Consider the following 17,302-nt stretch of genomic DNA (forward strand, 5'->3'; position numbering starts at 1 on the left):
GCGGGCTACCCCTTCTTTTCGCCGTCCGGCGCAAGGAAGCCCCCCCGCAGCAGGGCTTCGTCCATATCGTCTTCCAGCGGGAAAAGTTCCTCTTCCAGTTCCTCGAGCGTGGGATCCGCCTTCTTGCTGCGGGCGATGGTGGGAGGTGGGGGCGTCCGCCCGCCGTCATCCTCGCCCAGCGGCGGCAGATAGGCTTCGGGAACGATCTCCTGCGCTCCGGCAGCCGGGGCGGGCGCGCCCTTGCCGCTCGTCACGGGCGGCTGGCCGTCATCGTCAAGATCGGCGGGCAGGCTGTCGATCTCGTCATCATCGGGCAGGAGCGCTATGTCGTCCTCTTCAGCGGGAACGGGCAGTTCCCGCGCCGTTTCGTCAGGGGCCGGCGGCAGCGCCTCTTCCTCGGGCGCGGCTTCCGCCGTGTCTTCGGCCCCGGCCGGGGGCAGCGCTTCTTCAGTCCGGGCGGCCTCGGCAGGCGTCGCCTCCTCCGGCGTCGCGGCATCAGCCGCGGCCTCGGCGGCCGGCGCGCTTTCTTCCGCCTTCACCGGTTCGGGTCCGAGCTGGCGCGCCCGCTCCAGCAGCGTGTCCAGCAGCCGGGCTTCCTTCTCTTCATTGGCGCGATCCTCGTCCGTGGTTGGCAGGCCAAGATGAACCAGGATATTTTCCACCAGTTCCCGGAAATGTTCCCGGCGACAGTCCACGCTGCCGCTGCAACTTTCGGCCACAAAGCCGCCGGGCTCCATCGTGTCGTCCGTATTGACGATCCATTGCTGGAGTTCGGGCACGCGCTCCTTGGCCGCGGCGAACATGTCGGTGACGGCTTCCTCGTCTTCGGGATGCACGCGCACGGTGATGGTGGTGCGATCCTCCAGCTGCCGGACGGCGGTCAGCATGAGCGTACGCAGCACGTCTTCATGCTGGCTGCTGAGCACATAGCCCGTGCCCGCGCTGACGGCGGCCCTGGTCAGTTCCACCAGCGACTCGCGCCACTGGCGGCAGATGTCGTGCGTCTGGATCTGCACGGCCTGCATCATCCAGCCCACATACTGCGCCAGCTCGAAGCGGATCTGCTGCAGATCGCCGGCCACCTGATCCATGCCGTCCTTGTAGCCCTCGTCATGGGCGGCGGCGCGGATGCGCTCGGCCTCGGCCAGTTCCTTGCTGGTCTTGCCGCGCTCAAGCTGCATGGCCTCGTAGCCGTCACGCGTGGACTGCCGGATGCTCTCGGCTTCGGAGATGATGCGCTGGTAGCTGGCCTGCGCGTCCCGCTTGGCTTCTTCCAGCACGCGCTGGCGCTCGGCATAGGCTTCGCCGAGGATCTGGCGGGCACGCTCCACGGCGCGCGCCTTGACGCGCTCCATGTAGTCTTCCTGGTTCTGCTGCCGCTCCTGTTCCCTGCGGATGGGCTCCTGCATGGCTTCCAGCTGTGCCATCGAAGCCTCGCGATCGCCCATGAAGATGGTGCCCCATTTTTTTCGCAGATCCATAGACATGCTCCGTCACCCGCCCTGCCGTTTTCAGCTAGACAAAGATGTCCCCGCCGCCGCGGCTGACTACAAGCTTGTTTTCGGCCTCCAGACGACGCACGATCTTGACGATGTTCTGCTGGGCGGCTTCCACGTCCGACAGCTTGGTCGGCCCCATGTATTCCAGTTCCTCGCGGATCATGTTGCCCGCGCGTTCGGACATGTTGCGGAAGAACTTTTCCTTGAGCTCGTCGCTGGCCCCGCGCAGGGCAAGGGTGAGGTCCTCGTTGGAAATCTCCTTGAGCATCTCGCGCACGCCGCGGTCGTCGATATTCTTGCAGTCCTCGAAGACGAACATGAGGTTGCGGATATCTTCGGCCATCTGGGCGGAATCCTCTTCGATCTCGGAGAGCACTTCCTCTTCGGTGGCGCGGTCCACGGCATTGAGGATCTCGGCCACGGACTGGACGCCGCCCACCTTCTTGCCTTCCTTGCCGCCCATGGCGATGAGCTGGCTCGTGAGCACCTTGTCCACTTCCATGAGCATGTCCTCGGGCACGGATTCCAGGCGGGCCAGGCGCATGAGCACTTCGGCGCGCACGCCGGCGGGCAGGCTCGTCAAAAGATTGGCGGCCTGATCGGGATTGAGATGCCCCATGATGAGGGCCAGCGTCTGCGGGTGTTCGTTGCGCAGGATCTGCGAGAGCAGGCGCGGGCTGACCGATTCCAGCTCGCGGAAGGGCGCCGGGCCGGTATCCAGGTTCAGGGCATCCATGATGTACTTGGCCGTCTCGGGATCAAGGTTCTTGACCAGGAGGCGCTTCAGGATGTCGCTGCCGCCGGAGATCATGTCCACGCCTTCCACAAGGGACTCGTGGAACTCGCGCAACACTTCCTCCACGGTTTCCTTGGGCACGGAGGGCAGCTCCACGATGGCTTTGGAAATATCGGCGATCTCCTGCCGCTCCATACGCTTGAAAACATCCGCCGTGAATTTGTCGCCCATGGCGAGCAGCAGTACGGCTATGCGCTGTTGACCTGTCAGAACCATCCCGGACGTCTCCTTGGAACAATTTCAGCCTGAATCTGTAATGCACTTGCGCGCTGCTGTCCAGCCCGCCGAAGCGGCGGCGGGGACCCCGGCCACCCCCAGCGCAGCGAATGACGGGCTTTTCCGTCACTTTTTCCGTCTAGCGTTTTTTTGTCTTGCCGGGATCGGCGTCCATCCAGCGCTTGATGATCCGGATGGCCTGATCCATGTGCTGCTCCGTCATGCGGAACAGCCGTAACCGCAATTCCTCCACGCGCCGGTTGGTTTCCTTCTGGGCGTGGCGATAGGCCCGCAACTCCGCCAGCGAGGGCACATGGCCCTCGCCGGCGGCAGGCTCCATATTAGGCTGCTTTGGCTTCATTCTTCATCCACCCGCGCACAAGGGTCACCACCTGTTCCATATGCTGATCGGACAGGGAGAAGATGTGCGCCTTGAGAGCTTCGATATCCTTGAACACCAGTTCATCATCCTCGTCGCCGGCTTCGATGGCCTTTTCCTCGCCCTTGGCCGCTTCTTCCAGCGCCTCATAGAGAGCGAGCTGTTCTTCGGCGGCGGGCAGGCCTTCCAGGCCTTCCACCATTTCGCCGGCTTCCACCTTGGGCCGGATAAGGGCCAGCACCACGGGCCGGACGACCAGCATGAGGAAGAGGAAGGCCAGAAGGGCATTGAGCAGGGGCTTGCCCAGACGTTCGGCGTAGTCGGAGAGCAGGTCGCCGAAGTTGGGTTCCGCCGGCGGCTCGGAGCCGGAGAAGGGGATGGAGCTCACTTCCAGGGAGTCGCCGCGGGTGTTGTCCAGCCCCACGGCGTTGGACACCAGCTGCCGGACCTGCGCCAGTTCTTCCTCGGTGCGCGGCACGAAGGACCAGGCGCCGTCCACCTTCTGGTAGGTCCCGTCGATGATGACGGCCACGGTCAGGCGGCGCAGATCGCCCACGTTGGACACGATCTGATGTTCTTCCTTGTTGATCTCGTAGTTGGTGGTGCGGGTCTCGCGGCTGCCGTTCTGATTGGACACGGAACCGGTGATGCCGTCCCCGCGGAAGTTGGTGTCCGGCGCGCCGGCTTCCAGGTTGGCCTGGCCCTGCTGGGCTTCTTCGCTGCGCTGTTCGCTGCGGACGGCCGTCTTTTCCGGGTCATAGAGTTCGCGGCGGATGGTCTTCTGGCTGAAGTCCATATCCGCATTGACCTTGGCGATGACGCGGCCGGGCCCGAAGAGCGGCTGCAACATCTCCTCGATGCGGCGTTCAAGGTTGCGCTGCACCTGGAGGCGGTGTTCCATCTGGGTGCTGGACGCGCCGGCGAGGCTGTCCTCCTCGGGCTGATAGAGCACCTTGCCGCCGTTGTCCGTGATGGACACATGCTGCTTGTCCAGCCCTTCCACGGACATGATCATCATGTTGAGGATGGCGGTGATCTCCTTCTGGTCGGGCTTGGCGCTGGGGCTGTTCAGCTTGAGGACGACAGAGGCCGAGGGTTCCTCGCGCTCTTCCACAAAGAGGCTGCGCTTGGGGATGACCAGATGCACGCGGGCGCTCTCCACGCTGGGGAACTCGCTGATGGTGCGGGCCAGTTCGCCCTGGAGCGCGCGGGTGTAGTTGATCTTCTGCACGAAGTCGGTCTGGCCTACCTTGACCTTGTCGAAGATCTCGAAGCCGATGCCCTGCCCCACCAGGCCGCCTTCGCCGGCGATCTTGATGCGCTGGTCGTAGACCACTTCCTGCGGCACCATGATGGTGGTGCCGTTGTCGGCAAGTTTGTACGGGATCTTGTCCGCCTGCAGCATCTTGACGACGCGGTTGGCGTCCTCGCCGCTCAGATTGGAGTACAGGACGCGGTAGTCGGGGCGTGTGGCGTAGATGGACAGGCCAATGATGGCCGCCAGCAGCAGTACGGCGCCGCCGGCGGAAAGCACGCGCTGCGCTGTGCTCATGCTGGACCACGAGTCCCGGAAACGATTCACGGCATTGTTAAGAGGGGCTGGCATCGGCATAACGAACTTCCTTACTCCTGCGTTAGGCGGTCACGGACCGCGGACGGCCTTATTTTTGCAATTCGTATGCCAATTTTTTAATATACTGAAATCAAATGATTATTTTTAAAATTTTTGGCTATCCCCTTGTCGGCGTTCATATTTTGACGCCCAGGCCCGCCGGCCCGGTCGCGAAAAAACGCCCGCCGGCACGTCCCCGCCGGCCGGCGTGCGGCGACGCCGCCGGATCGAGGCCCGACGGCGTCGCAAGGAGCCGAAAAAGAAGGAAAAGCGCGGGGGAAACCCGGTTTCCGCCCTTCCCGTGCTTTTCGGGAAGGGGTTACAGCGTCACCACCGGCTTGATGAGGTCGCGCGGCTTGTCCTTCATAAGGAGGAGAGCCTCCTCGATATGCTCGAAGCCCTGGAAGCGGTGGGTCAGCAGGGGGGCCACATCCAGCCGGCCGGCCGTGATGACGGCGGCCAGCTTTTCCATGCGCAGCCGGCCGCCGGGCATGAGGCCGCAGGCGATGACCTTGTGGCTCATGCCGCAGCCCCATTCCACGCGCGGCACCAGCACATTGTCGCCGGAGCCCAGATAATTGACGTTGCCGATACGGCCGCCGGGCTTGAGCATCTTGATCACTTCGCCGATGGTGCTCACGTCGCCCCCGGCGATGATGGCCTTGTCCACGCCCTTGCCGCGCGTCAGTTCCCTGACCTGTTCTCCGATGTCGCCATCCCGGTAATTGATGATCTCCGTTGCGCCGTAGCCGCGGGCGGCCTCGGCGCAGACCGTGCGCGAGCCCACGGCAAAGATGCGGCCCGCCCCGCGCAGGGCGGCCCCGGCCACGCCCATGAGACCCACCGGGCCGATGCCGATCACCAGCACGTCGTCGCCGTACTGGATGTCGGCCAGTTCCGCGCCATGAAAGCCGGTGGGGACCATGTCGCAGAGCATGACGGCCTCGGCCGCGTCAAGCCCGGCCGGCAGGTGCGCCAGATTGCCGTCGGCATCGTTGACATGGAAGAACTCGCCGAACACCCCGTCCTTGAAATTGGAGAATTTCCAGCCGGCCAGCATGCCGCCGGAATGCATGGCAAACCCTTTCTGCGCTTCCAGCGAATTCCAGTCCGGCGTGATGGCCGGCACGATGACCTTGTCGCCGGGCTTGAAATCCCTGACCAGCGGTCCCACTTCCGCCACCTCGCCCACGGCCTCGTGCCCGAGGATCATGTTCGTGCGCTCGCCCAGCGCGCCCTCCCAGACGGTGTGCACATCCGATGTGCAGGGGGACAGGGCAATGGGGCGCACCAGCGCGTCAAGCGGGCCGCAGGCAGGCTTTTCCTTTTCGATCCAGCCGACCTTGCTGATGCCGAGCATGGCAAATCCCTTCATGGCTATCCTCCTTTGAGGTAAAAAGAGTTTATCAATGCCTACACTACGGAAAGAAAACTTTTTTGTACAGTAAAAAATTGTTTATTGTTATTGTTGTAACGCAACTGCTTGCAACATCCTTCACAATGCGGGGAACTTCATATTTTTGGCGCTTGTAATGGAAAAATACACAAAATGCCTTTCTTTTTCTCATGTGATGCCGTAAAAAAAGGAGGACGGAAGCAAAAAACGAGGGGACCGAGATATTTTCCGCCGGGGCCGCCTGTCCGCGGCCGCCGCGCCGCATCCGGTAACGCGCCGCGCTGCCGCGTTTGCGTGCCATGACGGCCGCCATCCGCGTTCCGGCGTCGGAAACAGGAAAACAGAGGGGCCCCGTATGGACGAACGGTCTGCCGAAAAAGACGCCGGCCGGAGCGATCGGCTCACGGGCGGCATCCCCCCGTCGCGGGACGCCGCTTTTCTGGCCGCCGCTCGATGCGGCATCCGCCCTGTCCGCTTCCACACCGAACAGGAGGACGTATGGCCGCCGTGTACCGGCATTTCAAGGGCAAATACTATCAGGTGGTGGGCGAGGGACTGGATACCCGCGACGATTCGCCCATCGTCATTTATCGGACGCTCTATCCGTCGGAGCACGCGCTCTTTTCGCGACCGAGGGCGGAATTCCTGGGCATGGCCCGCCTGCCGGACGGCCGGGAGGTGCGGCGTTTCACGCCGGTAAAAGTGGACGACCTGCCGGAAGAGGCCCGCGCCCGCCTGTGCGCGAGCTTGCCCGTGGCGGACGAGCCGCTGGCGTAGGGGAGTGAGCGCGGGCTTTTTGAAGAGACATCCTGCCCGGCGAGGCGAACGAAAATCCGTTGTGCGGCCGGAGAGCGAAAGGGGGAACTGTATGGAACTTCACAAGCAGGACATGGCCGCCTCCCGGCCGGGGAACGTGGAACAGACAGCCGGAGCAGAGGAAGAGTTCGCTTGGACTGTGTTTTATACGGCGATAGCCGACAAGCTCCTGACTTTTCGGAAAAGGCGCGGGGAACTGATCGAGGGCATCCACGCGATCGCATCTGATGTCGATTGCCTTTCCATCCTGCAGGACAAGCTGGCGGATGGGACGTCCGTCCCCTTGCGGGACATTTGTCCCTTCACGACGATCGGTATTTTCAATCGAGGCATAACATCGGCTAATCGACGTCTTCTGGCGGGACGGCTTGCCCGTTTGCTGGGCGTTTCAGAGGATGTCCCGCAAAGCTTCAACGGGGTTCCGTGTCTCAGCAATCAGAGGTCGTGGTTCTTTGCCTACAGCAAGAAGCGCGGGGAGGACGACATAGACGTGCTGTGGGACGTGTTCGCCAAGGCCATCGCCCTTGCCGACTTCGGCGAGGAAGCGGCGAGGGCGGACTTTTGCGCTGCCTATGATGAGGCGATCTCCCGGCCCTATGTCAAGTGGAACCTCAGCATCGGGCTGTACTGGACGCGCCCCTGGTTCTTTCCGCCTCTAGATAGTTCGTCCCGGGACTATATCGAAAAATACTGTGGCATCCACATAGAATATCCTTCCTCGGGGTGCTGCAACGCGGAAAAATATTTGGAAGTGCGGAACAAGCTTGCGGAGCAATTCCATAAACCGGACTCCTCCATCAATTCCTTTCCGGCCTTGTCATTTGCCGCTTATGACGGGGCGCAGGCGATCCCCACTCAGAAAGCGGCCCCGGTAGTTCCGGATACGCAGCCTGCCGTCTCCGCCATGCCGGCGGCGGATGCGTCCGGCCGGTATGACGTGGAGCGCATCCTGAAGGAGGGGTGCTTTGTTCCGCGGGAAAAACTGGAGATGATGCTTGCCCGCTGGCGCAACAAGAAAAACCTGATCTTGCAGGGGCCTCCCGGCACGGGGAAAACCTGGCTGGCCCGGCGGCTGGCCTATGCCCTGATGGGAGAGCGCGACGCCGACCGCCTGCGTGCCGTACAGTTTCATCCGAACCTTTCCTACGAGGATTTTATCCGCGGCTGGCGTCCGGCGGGCGAGGGCAGGCTCACATTGTGTGACGGGCCGTTCCTCGAGATGGCGGACATGGCCGGGAAGTCCCCCGACAAGGTGCATGTCGTCCTGATCGAAGAGATCAACCGCGGCAATCCGGCCCAGATATTCGGGGAGATGCTGACCCTGCTGGAAGCGGACAAGCGGACGCCCGATGCGGCGCTGGAGCTTGCGTACCGCCGCACGGACGGTGAGCGTGTCTACCTTCCTCCGAATCTCTACATCATCGGGACCATGAACATCGCGGATCGTTCCCTTGCGCTGGTGGATCTGGCGTTGCGCCGCCGTTTTGCCTTCATGGAGCTTGAGCCGGTCTTTTCGGATGCATGGCGGGACTGGGTCCATGCGCATTGCGGCGTGCCGAAGGATGAACTCGATAGGATAGGTCAAAATCTTAAGACGCTGAATGACAAGATAGCCCTTGAGGCTGGCCTTGGGCCGCAATACCGGGTGGGGCACAGTTATGTCACGCCACCTGCCGACAGCAAGATCGAAAATGTCGGGGAGTGGTTTCGTCAAATCGTGGCAACGGAGATCGGTTCGTTGCTTGACGAATATTGGTTCGATGCGCCGGACAAGGCCGACGAGGCCAAAAAATTGCTGTTGAAAGGATATTGATATGCAGTCCTCGGGCAGACGGGAGGTCATCCCTGGCGAATGCGAGAAAATCGGCGCCATTCCTGTACGCAATCTCTGGCTGCTCATGCTCTACGCCTCGCCGCTGTTCCGGGAACTCGACAGCGCCCATGTGGCAGTGGAGGACATGCCCGATGAGCTCCCGGACATATTGGCGGAACTGCTGTGCCGCCGTGTGGAAAAGCGCATCCGGCACAGTCTGCGTCCGGGCTATCGGCATCGCGAAGAGGTGCTGTGCCGTCTGCGGGGACGCGTCGATCTGCTGCGGACGGAGCGAAAGCATCTGTTGGAGCGCGGCAAGGTGGCCTGCCGCTATGACGAGCTGACCGTGGACACGGTGCGCAACCGTTTTGTGCTGGCAGCTTTGGAAAAAGCCGCCGGGCTTGTCCGCAGGGAAGAGCTGGCGTGTCGCTGCCGTTCACTGGGCCGCGCGTTGCGGCACATGGGCGTACGCGGGGAACGGCCGACACGTCAGGAGGTATCCCGTGAGCGTATCGGCCGGCATGACGCGGAAGATGGCGCCATGCTTGCGGCGGCGCGCCTGATCTTCGACTTTGCCCTGCCGTCGGAATCGGCGGGAGATGTCCTCCTTTCCCGCCCGGACAGGGAGAATATGCACTGGCTACGAAAGCTGTTTGAAACGGGCGTGGCGGGATTTTATGATGTGGCGCTTTCCCCTGACGGCTGGCGGATCGATCCCAATAAGCCGCTGGAATGGCAGCAGCGGTCGGACCTCTGCGAGGGGATGAACGAAATATTTCCCGGTATGCGTGCCGACATCATCCTGACGCATCGAGGCAAGGGGAGGCGTATCGTGGTCGATACCAAGTTCACGGTCATGTTGGAGGACGGCCATTATCGGGAAAAGACGCTGCGCAGCAGCCATATTTATCAGATGTACGTCTACTTGCGCTCTCAGGAGGGAGGGGAGGAAACGCTTGCCGATACCGCCACCGGGGTGCTCCTCTATCCGTCAGTGGGGGAGCGGAGACAGGGAGCCGTCGTCATCCAGGGACACGAACTCCGCTTTGCCGCGGTGGATTTGGCGGCATCGGCACGCGAGATACGGGAACAGCTCCTGCAGGCCGTGGGCGAAACTTTCCACTTCCTTGCCGCCTGCGCCCCATAGAGCATTTCCCGTTTGAAACGCAAAGTGTGTCAAACGGAAAATGCCCTAAACAGAGGGGCCGTGTTGCGGCAGAGGCCGTTCCGCCGGGCGGGCATATCGCCTCCGCAGGTCTGCATGAAAAAAAGCCCTCGCGGGGATACCGCAAGGGCTGTTTTTCTCTGGTGGGCCATCAGGGACTCGAACCCCGAACCAACTGATTAAGAGTCAGCTGCTCTACCAATTGAGCTAATGACCCGCTGCGCGTGAGATGTCTTCTACGCGCAGGGGCGCTGCATGTCAACGCTTTTTTGGGTGAGGAAAAAATTTTTTTTTTGTGGTAGGGAGGGGCAATGTCTGGAGGATGGCGCGAAGCCCTGCCGCACGGCATGCCGGATACCGGCGGCTCGCGGGGGGCGGGAAAGACGGCGAGCGCCGCGTCGCGTCCGGGACAGAGAGGAGAGGGGGAGCATATCCCTGGGAAAAATATGAAGAAAAATTCGTTTATCCGGCAGATGCGGTTGACGCCGCTGCTGCTTGTCCTTCTGCTGCTGGGGCTGGTCGTCCCCGTCCGCGCACAGGAAATCGGCGTGCGGGTGGAGACGGCGCAGGACGGCGGCAGGCGACTGCTCGTCATCAGCCTGACTGTGCCGCCCGGTTATCATGCCTATGCCCACAGGGCCGGGGATGCGGGACGTCCCACCACGCTGCGGCTGTCGGTCGATGGCGGCGGTCCGCTGCCGGTGTGGTATCCCGAAGGGGCCATGCAGCGCGATATTTACGATCCCGAGGCCACGGTCTTCGTCTATGAGGATACGGTGCGGCTCTTTGCCGAACTCCCCGCCGAGGACGGCGGGACGGCCACGGGAGAGAGCGTCGCCCTTCCGGCGGGGACGGCGATGCCGCTCCCCGGCAAGGTTTCCCCGCCGTCGGCGCGGGCCGGGCAAGAGGCCGCCCCCGGCGGGGAAGGACGGCTACCCTATACGCTGGACATCAGCCTGCTGCTGTGCTCGTCACGGCATTGCGTGCCCGTCGATCACGACATGCGCGGCGAACTGCCGCCCCTTCCCTGGCCGGAGGCCGCGCAGCAGCCGTGGTACGGGCAGTGGCAGGACCTTTCCCGCCGGCAGCCCGCGGAGGCGGACGCCGTGTACGAGGGTGGACCGCGCTTTTCGGCCACCGGGGGCGATTCCATGGCCCAGTCGGTGGAGGCCTTCCTTGGCCGCAAGCGGCAGGCGGACGCGCTGCCCGCGCCGGCGGACTTCGACTTCGTCCTTGAGCCGCGCTACGAGGCCGAGACCTTCGAGATCTCCGGTTTCGGCACGGCCGTGCTGGTGGGCCTGCTGGCCGGTCTGCTGCTCAATGCCATGCCCTGCGTGCTGCCGGTGCTGACCTTCAAGGTCAGCGGCCTGCTGCTCATGGGCGGATCGGCGGACAAGGAGGGCCTGCGGCGCTTCCGGGAACACAACCTGCTTTTTTCCGCCGGGGTGCTGACCCTGTTCACCGTGCTGGGCCTGCTTTTCGGCGCGGCGGACATGATGTGGGGGCAGCTCTATCAGCATGAAAGCATCCTGCTCGTCATGCTGGTGCTGGTCTTTCTCATGGGGCTTTCCATGCTGGGGGTGTTCACGCTGCCCGTCATCGACCTGAAAACCGGGGAGAACAGCCGCAACCCCCGCCTGCAATCCTATCTGACCGGGCTGGTCTCCACCTTTCTGGCCACGCCGTGCAGCGGCCCCATGCTGGGCGGCGTGCTGGGCTGGGCCTTCACCCAGTCGCTCGTGGTGCTGGTCATCATTTTCTGGTCCGTGGGCGTGGGCATGGCGCTGCCTTACCTCATCTTCAGCATCTGGCCGCAGTTTGCGCGCGTCCTGCCGCGCCCCGGCGCGTGGATGAAGGTGTTTGAGCGCTTCCTCGGCTTCTGTCTGCTGGGCACGGCGCTCTACCTCCTCTCCATCCTGCCGGTGGCCAGGCACATGCAAGTGCTCATGGTGCTTCTGCTGGTCTCGCTGGGGGCCTGGCTCTGGGGGCAGTTCTGCGGGCCGGCGGCTCCTGTTTTGCGGCGGCGGATCATGGGCATGCTGTGTCTGGGCATCCTTGTCGGCGCGGTGGTCTGGGTGCTGCGGCCCGTGGCCCCGCTGCCGCACTGGCGGGACTTCTCGTCCGAGGCCTTCCTGGCGGAACTGGGCGAAAAGCCGTTGCTGCTGGAATTCACGGCGGATTACTGCCCCAACTGCAAATTCGTGGAAGCGACCGTCCTGACCGACGAACGCCTGCGCGATCTGCGCGCCCGCTACGGCATGGAGCTCATCCGCGTCGACCTGACCAGCCCCGACGCCTTCGCCATGCGTCTGCTGGACGCTCTCGGCAGCCGCAGCATCCCGCTCACCGCCCTTTTCCCCGCCGGTGAAGCCGCCCGGCAGCCCGTGGTCCTGCGGGATGTCTATACCGCCGGCCAGCTTGAGGACGCCGCGGAACGGGCCTTTGCCGGTTCCTGACGCGCGGGCGCGGCGTTGGGGGAGGGCGGGCGCTTCCATGAGCGCGCCTTTCCTGGCGCAGCGGGGCTCCCGCGGCCGCCATTCGGCGGCCCGCCGGGAGGCGACCACGCCCGGATGCCGGGCAAAAGCCGTCAGCCAGCGACGGAAAAGAAAACAGGAAGAAGACCGCCCCCGTTTCCCGCCGCTTGACGCTGCCGGGCATATCGGGTAAGAGTACGCGAGTCATGGGCAGTTAGCTCAGTTGGTTGAGCACCGCCCTTACAAGGCGGGGGCCACAGGTTCAAGTCCTGTACTGCCCACCAGCCGGAGCGGTAGTTAAGACGGTTATAACGCCGGCCTGTCACGCCGGAGGCCGAGGGTTCGAGTCCCTTCCGCTCCGCCAGAACGCAAGACGCACTATGGGGATGCCCATAGTGCGTTTTTTTCGCTTCCCGCCAGTCTCCCGGGACGCGGAAAGAAAGCCGCCCACGGGTGCGGGGGACGGTCCGTCGCAGGCAAGCTCTTCTTTCCGGCTGGCTGAGGCTGTCCCGGCCACCGCAGCGCCGGCGCAAAGTCGGGCTGGCCGGCGGCTCAGGCGGCATCCCGAAAGCGCATGAAGACGTATTCGTAGATCCTGTCGCGGTAGGCCGGGATGCTTTCGTCCGGGAAGCTTTCCGGCAGGCTTTTCCACAGCACGTCCCGGATGAGGTTGCCCAAGGCGTCACGGGTCGCCTGCTTTTGCGTCCAGTGATCCATTTCGGCGATCTTTTCCCTAATCCTGGCCAGCAGGTCCCGGGCCACGGCCTTGATGGTCCTGATGTCCTGCGGGGACAGGTCCTCCGAAAAGAGCATATCGTAGACGCTCAGTTCTTCCACGCTGCTGAAGCCCTCGCGGATGTAGCGGGTGCTTTCCTCGTCCATGTCGGCGGCCAGCCGCATCAGTTCCATGAAGGTCTGTTCGATGCCGGCCCTGTCCTGTTCCCTGTTGTAGGCTTCGATGATCTTCTGGTAGCGCTCGTAATAGTCGATGCGGCGGGGATCGGCCTGGAGCATGGCGTCGAGCCGCTGCCGCATGATGTCTTCCATATCCTTCAGGATGAGATGCCGGCGTCTGGAGCGGGCGAATTCCCTCTGGAGCAGGGCAAAGTCGATCCTGCTGATGTCGAACCGGGCGCTGTCGTGCGCGGATGCCGGCTCCACGGCGACGTACTCGCTGATGATGGCATTGATCTGGGCTTTCAGGGGCTCGTTGTCCGCGGGCTTGCGGCGTGCCTGCACGATGCCGAGTATGGCCTCCAGAGCGTCGCGCCGGGCGCGGACATCTTCCGTCACGTCGTCACGATCGACATATTTGCACAGGCGGAGCAGTTCGCCCACGCGGGACTGGAAGGCCTTTTTCGTCTCCTCGTCGCCGCAGACGGCGTTCGCCGCCTGCTGGAGCAGATCGAGCCTGGCGAAATGACGGGCGTCGACGATGTCCGCCAGCACGATGCCCGGGCCGGCCAGGAGGCGCTCCGCGGCGTCGATGTCCTCCCGCAGGCGGTCCAGCAGCTTCGCCTTGTCCACCGCCGGGCAGTTGCCGCCGCTGCCGCCGTCGCGGGCCGTGTAGTCGGCAAGAGCCTTGCGGAGCGCCTTGACGATGCCCACATAGTCGATGATGAGGCCGTTGCTCTTGCCTTCGGCAACGCGGTTGGCGCGGGCGATGGTCTGCATCAGGGTGTGAGCCTTGAGGGGCTTGTCCAGATACAGACAGGACAGGCTCGGCACGTCGAAACCGGTGAGCCACATGGCGCAGACGAAGACCACCCGCAGCGGATGGGCGACATCCTTGAACTCCTTGTCCAGCTCGCGTTTTTCCATCTTTTCGCGGTGGGGGGCGATGTCCAGCCCCCAGGCGCGAAAGGTCTGTATTTCGTTCTGCTCCTGACTGATGACCACGGCCATCTCGGTTTCTTCCATCCATGCCAGCTTGCGGGCAAGCTCCTGGGCTTCCTGCTGTCCGGCCTGAGCCGCCCGCCGGGCAAGCGCTTCCTTCTCCTCCTGCCAGAAGCGGACCGCAAGTTCGTACATGCGTACGCAGGTGACCTTGTTCAGACAAACGAACATGGCCTTGCCGCTGGTCCACAGATCGGAATAATGCCGCACGAAGTCGCGGGCCACGGCTTCCAGGCGGGGCGTCGCGGTGAGGAGATGGATCTCCCGGGCGAATTCACGCTCCAGCCGCTCCTGTCGACTGGGGTCGAGGTCGGCCTGTTCGATGGCCTCAAGGATCCTGTCGCTGATGTCGGGGGCGGGGATGTCCTTCAGGCGCTCGCCCCGGTTCTCATAATAGAGCGGGACGGTGGCGTGGTCGTCCACGGCGCGCTGGAAATCGTAAATGGAGATGTAGCCGCCGAAGGTGCGCTCGGTGATGTTGTCGTCGGCAAACAGAGGCGTGCCGGTGAAGCCGATGCGCGAGGCCGTGGGCAGCAGGCGGCACATGTTCTCGGCGAACAGGCCGTATTGCGAGCGGTGCGCCTCGTCCGACATGATGATGATGTCGTGGGCCGGCGTGATGGGCGGATCGTCCGGCTGGTTGAATTTCTGGATCAGCGTGAAGATGAAGCCGGGATTGCCCCGCAGCTTGCGTACAAGGTCGCTGCCGCTGGTGGCGACGCACTGTTCGGCCTTGAGGCCGTCGCCCAGCGCATCGCAGTTCTCGAAGGTCTCGCTGATCTGGCGGTTGAGCTCCTCGCGGTCGGTGAGGATGACGAAGGTCGGCGAGCCGGGGAACTTGCGGCGGATCTTCCGGGCCAGGAAAAGCATGGAATAGCTCTTGCCGCTGCCCTGCGTATGCCAGAAGACCCCCAGTTTGCCGTGGCGCAGCTTGCGGCCGGCATAGGCTTTGACGGCCTCGTTGACGCCCAGATACTGATGGTTGCGGGCAAGGATCTTGACCAGCCTGCCGCCGCTGCGGTCGAACAGGAGGAAATTCTCCAGCAGGTCGAGGAAGTTCTCCTTGCGGCAGATGCCGCGTAACATGGTCTCCAGCGCCACGCTGCCCGCGTCGCTTTCCGCAAGGCGTTTCCATTCATGGAAAAAGGCGTACTTGCCGCCCAGCGTCCCCACTCTGGCCTCCGTCCCGTTGGAGAGGATGATGAAGGCATTGAAGTGGAAAAGCTGGGGGATGGTGTCCAGATAGTCGGTGTAATTGTCGGTATAGGCGTTTTCCACCGCCACGGAGGGCTTTTTCAGCTCCACGAAAAGCAGCGGTATGCCGTTGACGAACCCCACGATGTCCGTGCGGCGGCGGTACAGACTGCCGTGGATCTTCATCTCCCTGATGGCCAGAAAGTGATCGTTCTCCGGCTTGTCGAAGTCGATGACGCGGGCGCGGCGCTCCTCGCTCCCGCCGTCCGGCAGCCGGACGCTGACCGGTATGCCGTTGCGGATGAGCGCGTATTTCTCCTTGTTGATCTGAAGCAGGGACGACGTGACAAGGCAGCTCCTGAGCCTGCTCTCGGCCTCGTCCATCTGGGCCGCCGTAAGCCAGGGATTGAGCCGCGCCAGGGCCGCGCGGAAATACCGGCTGAGCAGAGCGTCCGAATACGCCGTGCGCCCGAACGTCCCCTCAGGCCCCAGCACCTCGCGGTCGTGGGCAAAGGCCACCTCCCAGCCCAGCTCCCGCTGAAGCAGCTCGCCCGCGCTTTCCTGCACCAGTATGTTTTCGGAGTAGTCATAGCTCAAGGGATGGCCTCCCTTTTTTATAGCGTGTGCGCACAAGCACAAGTCCATTTCTGGGGGAAGGGGAACCCCTCCGCCAGCGCGGGAGGGGTTCCCCTTCCCCCAGGCCCCCATCCTCTCCCCAGCGCGCTTTTATCAGGGGCAAATACCGTTGCCTTTCATACGGGAAAAGAGGTGGAATGCTATAAAAATTTCGCTAAGTTTACGTCGCGAGATTGCAAATACGATTTATCCATCATAAGATATGTGTATTGCTTATTAGTTTATTTATGGGATATGAGTTTGGGAAGTAATATTTTTTTTGTTTTTTCAATATGTCTTATTGCATTTTTAGTGACTTCTATTTTTTTTATAAAGGGAAAAATAATGCTATAAAATTTGTATAGTGTGTCCATGTCTGGCTCGATAATTTCAAAATTTTTAAATGTGCTTTTGCTGATTTCTAAAAAAGTTGACCCTTTCGATTTGCCTATGATTTCTTCTTTCCTCGATATGAGATTATATAGTAAATAAAATGTCATATATTTTTTGTGAGGTATGCATGATATAAACCCTTGATTTGTACAGAGTTCTTTCTCACAAACTGCAAAAAAACCAATACTGGCTCTACTTGTCATAAGGATAGTGTACGGGGGCAATATTTTTGCGGCACAGCTGCGGAGTCCTTGCTGAGTTATTTTTTTCTCAGTATCTAGGAGAACAATATCTTTATTTTTTGTTATATCTGTTGGTGTTGCCCATAGGATGTTTCCGCCTTCATAGTTTTCTTTTATCTTTGTCGAAGGTGTTGCTCCGCCAACAATATTACATATGTCATCTATTTTTCTTCTTTCCCACCCCTCAGGCACGCCATCCACGATCCGCGTGGTTTCGTGGCCGGGGAAGCGCAGGTCAACGAACCATTCCTTGTACAAACGCTGCGCGGCCTCTTCCAGAAGCTGTATCTGCTTCTGGTTGTTTTCGATGAGGTCATCATAGGCGGAAAGGATACCGGCTATTTTTTGCTGTGCTGAATAGGACGGCAAGCTTATATGTAAATTTCTGATATCGGGAAGATTGACATGCGGAACGGTAGCTCCACTAGCAAATTTTAATAAATTGTGCTGCTGTTGCGGAGCAAGCATATAATAAACAAGAAAATCAGGAAAAACTTTTGTTCTATCGGGGCGAATCAAAACAGTCCGCTGGCCAAGGCAAACTTTTGCTCCGTTTTTGATGATGGCAATATTGCCCGCAGGTGCTTCACGGGCGAAAATCAGGTCATCATCTTGTGGGACGGCGCGAGACGTTCTGGCATGATATACTTTTTCAGAAACTTTGTGGACATTCTCCAGTATCAAGCGTCCTTTGCCGATATTAGGCGTTCTGATAAGAGGGAATCCTGTCCCTTCATCAGGTGAGGTCGAGTGGGGGCAATCGACAATGAATTCACAGACATCAATTAACCGCATC

Annotated in this window: 12 protein-coding genes and 3 tRNA genes; 6 read left to right on the forward strand and 9 right to left on the reverse strand. The window is 61.6% G+C overall.

Translation table 11 applies throughout. From position 1 onward, the window contains the following. Positions 1-5 precede the first annotated feature (5 nt). The 6 genes from Q0J54_RS04040 to Q0J54_RS04065 all read right to left on the reverse strand — a co-directional run bounded on the left by Q0J54_RS04040 (position 6) and on the right by Q0J54_RS04065 (position 6,199). The gene (locus tag Q0J54_RS04040) at positions 6-1,487 is read right to left on the reverse strand and encodes a FliH/SctL family protein (protein ID WP_296304134.1); all 1,482 of its coding nucleotides are present in this window, start codon (positions 1,485-1,487) and stop codon (positions 6-8) included. Positions 1,488-1,515: 28 nt separating this feature from the next. Beyond that, positions 1,516-2,511 (reverse strand): flagellar motor switch protein FliG, encoded by a 996-nt coding sequence (gene fliG, locus Q0J54_RS04045; protein WP_296304135.1) that lies wholly within the window; start codon positions 2,509-2,511, stop codon positions 1,516-1,518. A gap of 139 nt (positions 2,512-2,650) precedes the next feature. Then, complete coding sequence (locus Q0J54_RS04050; RefSeq protein ID WP_296304136.1) at positions 2,651-2,851, reverse strand: flagellar M-ring protein FliF; 201 nt, start codon at positions 2,849-2,851, stop codon at positions 2,651-2,653. Between the two features lies 1 nt (position 2,852). Beyond that, complete coding sequence (fliF, locus tag Q0J54_RS04055) at positions 2,853-4,496, reverse strand: flagellar basal-body MS-ring/collar protein FliF (RefSeq protein ID WP_296304138.1); 1,644 nt, start codon at positions 4,494-4,496, stop codon at positions 2,853-2,855. A gap of 325 nt (positions 4,497-4,821) precedes the next feature. After that, positions 4,822-5,877 (reverse strand): NAD(P)-dependent alcohol dehydrogenase, encoded by a 1,056-nt coding sequence (locus tag Q0J54_RS04060; protein ID WP_296304139.1) that lies wholly within the window; start codon positions 5,875-5,877, stop codon positions 4,822-4,824. A 43-nt stretch (positions 5,878-5,920) separates the two neighbouring features. Then, entirely contained in the window at positions 5,921-6,199 is a 279-nt protein-coding gene (locus Q0J54_RS04065; RefSeq protein ID WP_296304140.1) for a hypothetical protein, read from the reverse strand. Positions 6,200-6,396: 197 nt separating this feature from the next. Here Q0J54_RS04065 and Q0J54_RS04070 point away from each other — a divergent pair, with 197 nt between their 5' ends. The 3 genes from Q0J54_RS04070 to mcrC all read left to right on the forward strand — a co-directional run bounded on the left by Q0J54_RS04070 (position 6,397) and on the right by mcrC (position 9,674). After that, positions 6,397-6,675: a DUF1653 domain-containing protein gene (locus tag Q0J54_RS04070; RefSeq protein ID WP_296304141.1), complete on the forward strand. Its 279-nt coding sequence runs from the start codon at positions 6,397-6,399 to the stop codon at positions 6,673-6,675. 91 nt (positions 6,676-6,766) lie between these two features. Then, positions 6,767-8,527: an AAA family ATPase gene (locus Q0J54_RS04075; RefSeq protein WP_296304143.1), complete on the forward strand. Its 1,761-nt coding sequence runs from the start codon at positions 6,767-6,769 to the stop codon at positions 8,525-8,527. Between the two features lies 1 nt (position 8,528). Further along, on the forward strand, positions 8,529-9,674 hold the full coding sequence (gene mcrC, locus Q0J54_RS04080) for a 5-methylcytosine-specific restriction endonuclease system specificity protein McrC (RefSeq protein WP_296304144.1): 1,146 nt from the start codon (positions 8,529-8,531) through the stop codon (positions 9,672-9,674). Between the two features lie 159 nt (positions 9,675-9,833). On the opposite strand, the gene Q0J54_RS04085 is transcribed toward mcrC, so the two are convergent. Then, positions 9,834-9,909: transfer RNA gene (locus Q0J54_RS04085), tRNA-Lys, on the reverse strand. A 229-nt stretch (positions 9,910-10,138) separates the two neighbouring features. Between Q0J54_RS04085 and Q0J54_RS04090 the strand changes: the two genes are divergently transcribed. The 3 genes from Q0J54_RS04090 to Q0J54_RS04100 all read left to right on the forward strand — a co-directional run bounded on the left by Q0J54_RS04090 (position 10,139) and on the right by Q0J54_RS04100 (position 12,530). Further along, the gene (locus tag Q0J54_RS04090; RefSeq protein WP_296304145.1) at positions 10,139-12,148 is read left to right on the forward strand and encodes a cytochrome c biogenesis protein CcdA; all 2,010 of its coding nucleotides are present in this window, start codon (positions 10,139-10,141) and stop codon (positions 12,146-12,148) included. A gap of 226 nt (positions 12,149-12,374) precedes the next feature. Then, positions 12,375-12,450: transfer RNA gene (locus Q0J54_RS04095), tRNA-Val, on the forward strand. A gap of 3 nt (positions 12,451-12,453) precedes the next feature. Next, positions 12,454-12,530 (forward strand) — tRNA-Asp (locus Q0J54_RS04100). Between the two features lie 188 nt (positions 12,531-12,718). On the opposite strand, the gene Q0J54_RS04105 is transcribed toward Q0J54_RS04100, so the two are convergent. Both Q0J54_RS04105 and Q0J54_RS04110 read right to left on the reverse strand, forming a co-directional pair. After that, positions 12,719-15,853, reverse strand: a complete 3,135-nt coding sequence (locus Q0J54_RS04105) for a type I restriction endonuclease subunit R (protein WP_296304146.1) — start codon at positions 15,851-15,853, stop codon at positions 12,719-12,721. Between the two features lie 260 nt (positions 15,854-16,113). Next, positions 16,114-17,301 (reverse strand): restriction endonuclease subunit S, encoded by a 1,188-nt coding sequence (locus Q0J54_RS04110; protein ID WP_296304147.1) that lies wholly within the window; start codon positions 17,299-17,301, stop codon positions 16,114-16,116. Between the last annotated feature and the right edge of the window lies 1 nt (position 17,302).

This window comes from uncultured Desulfovibrio sp. (assembly GCF_944324935.1).
Lineage (GTDB): Bacteria > Desulfobacterota > Desulfovibrionia > Desulfovibrionales > Desulfovibrionaceae > Desulfovibrio.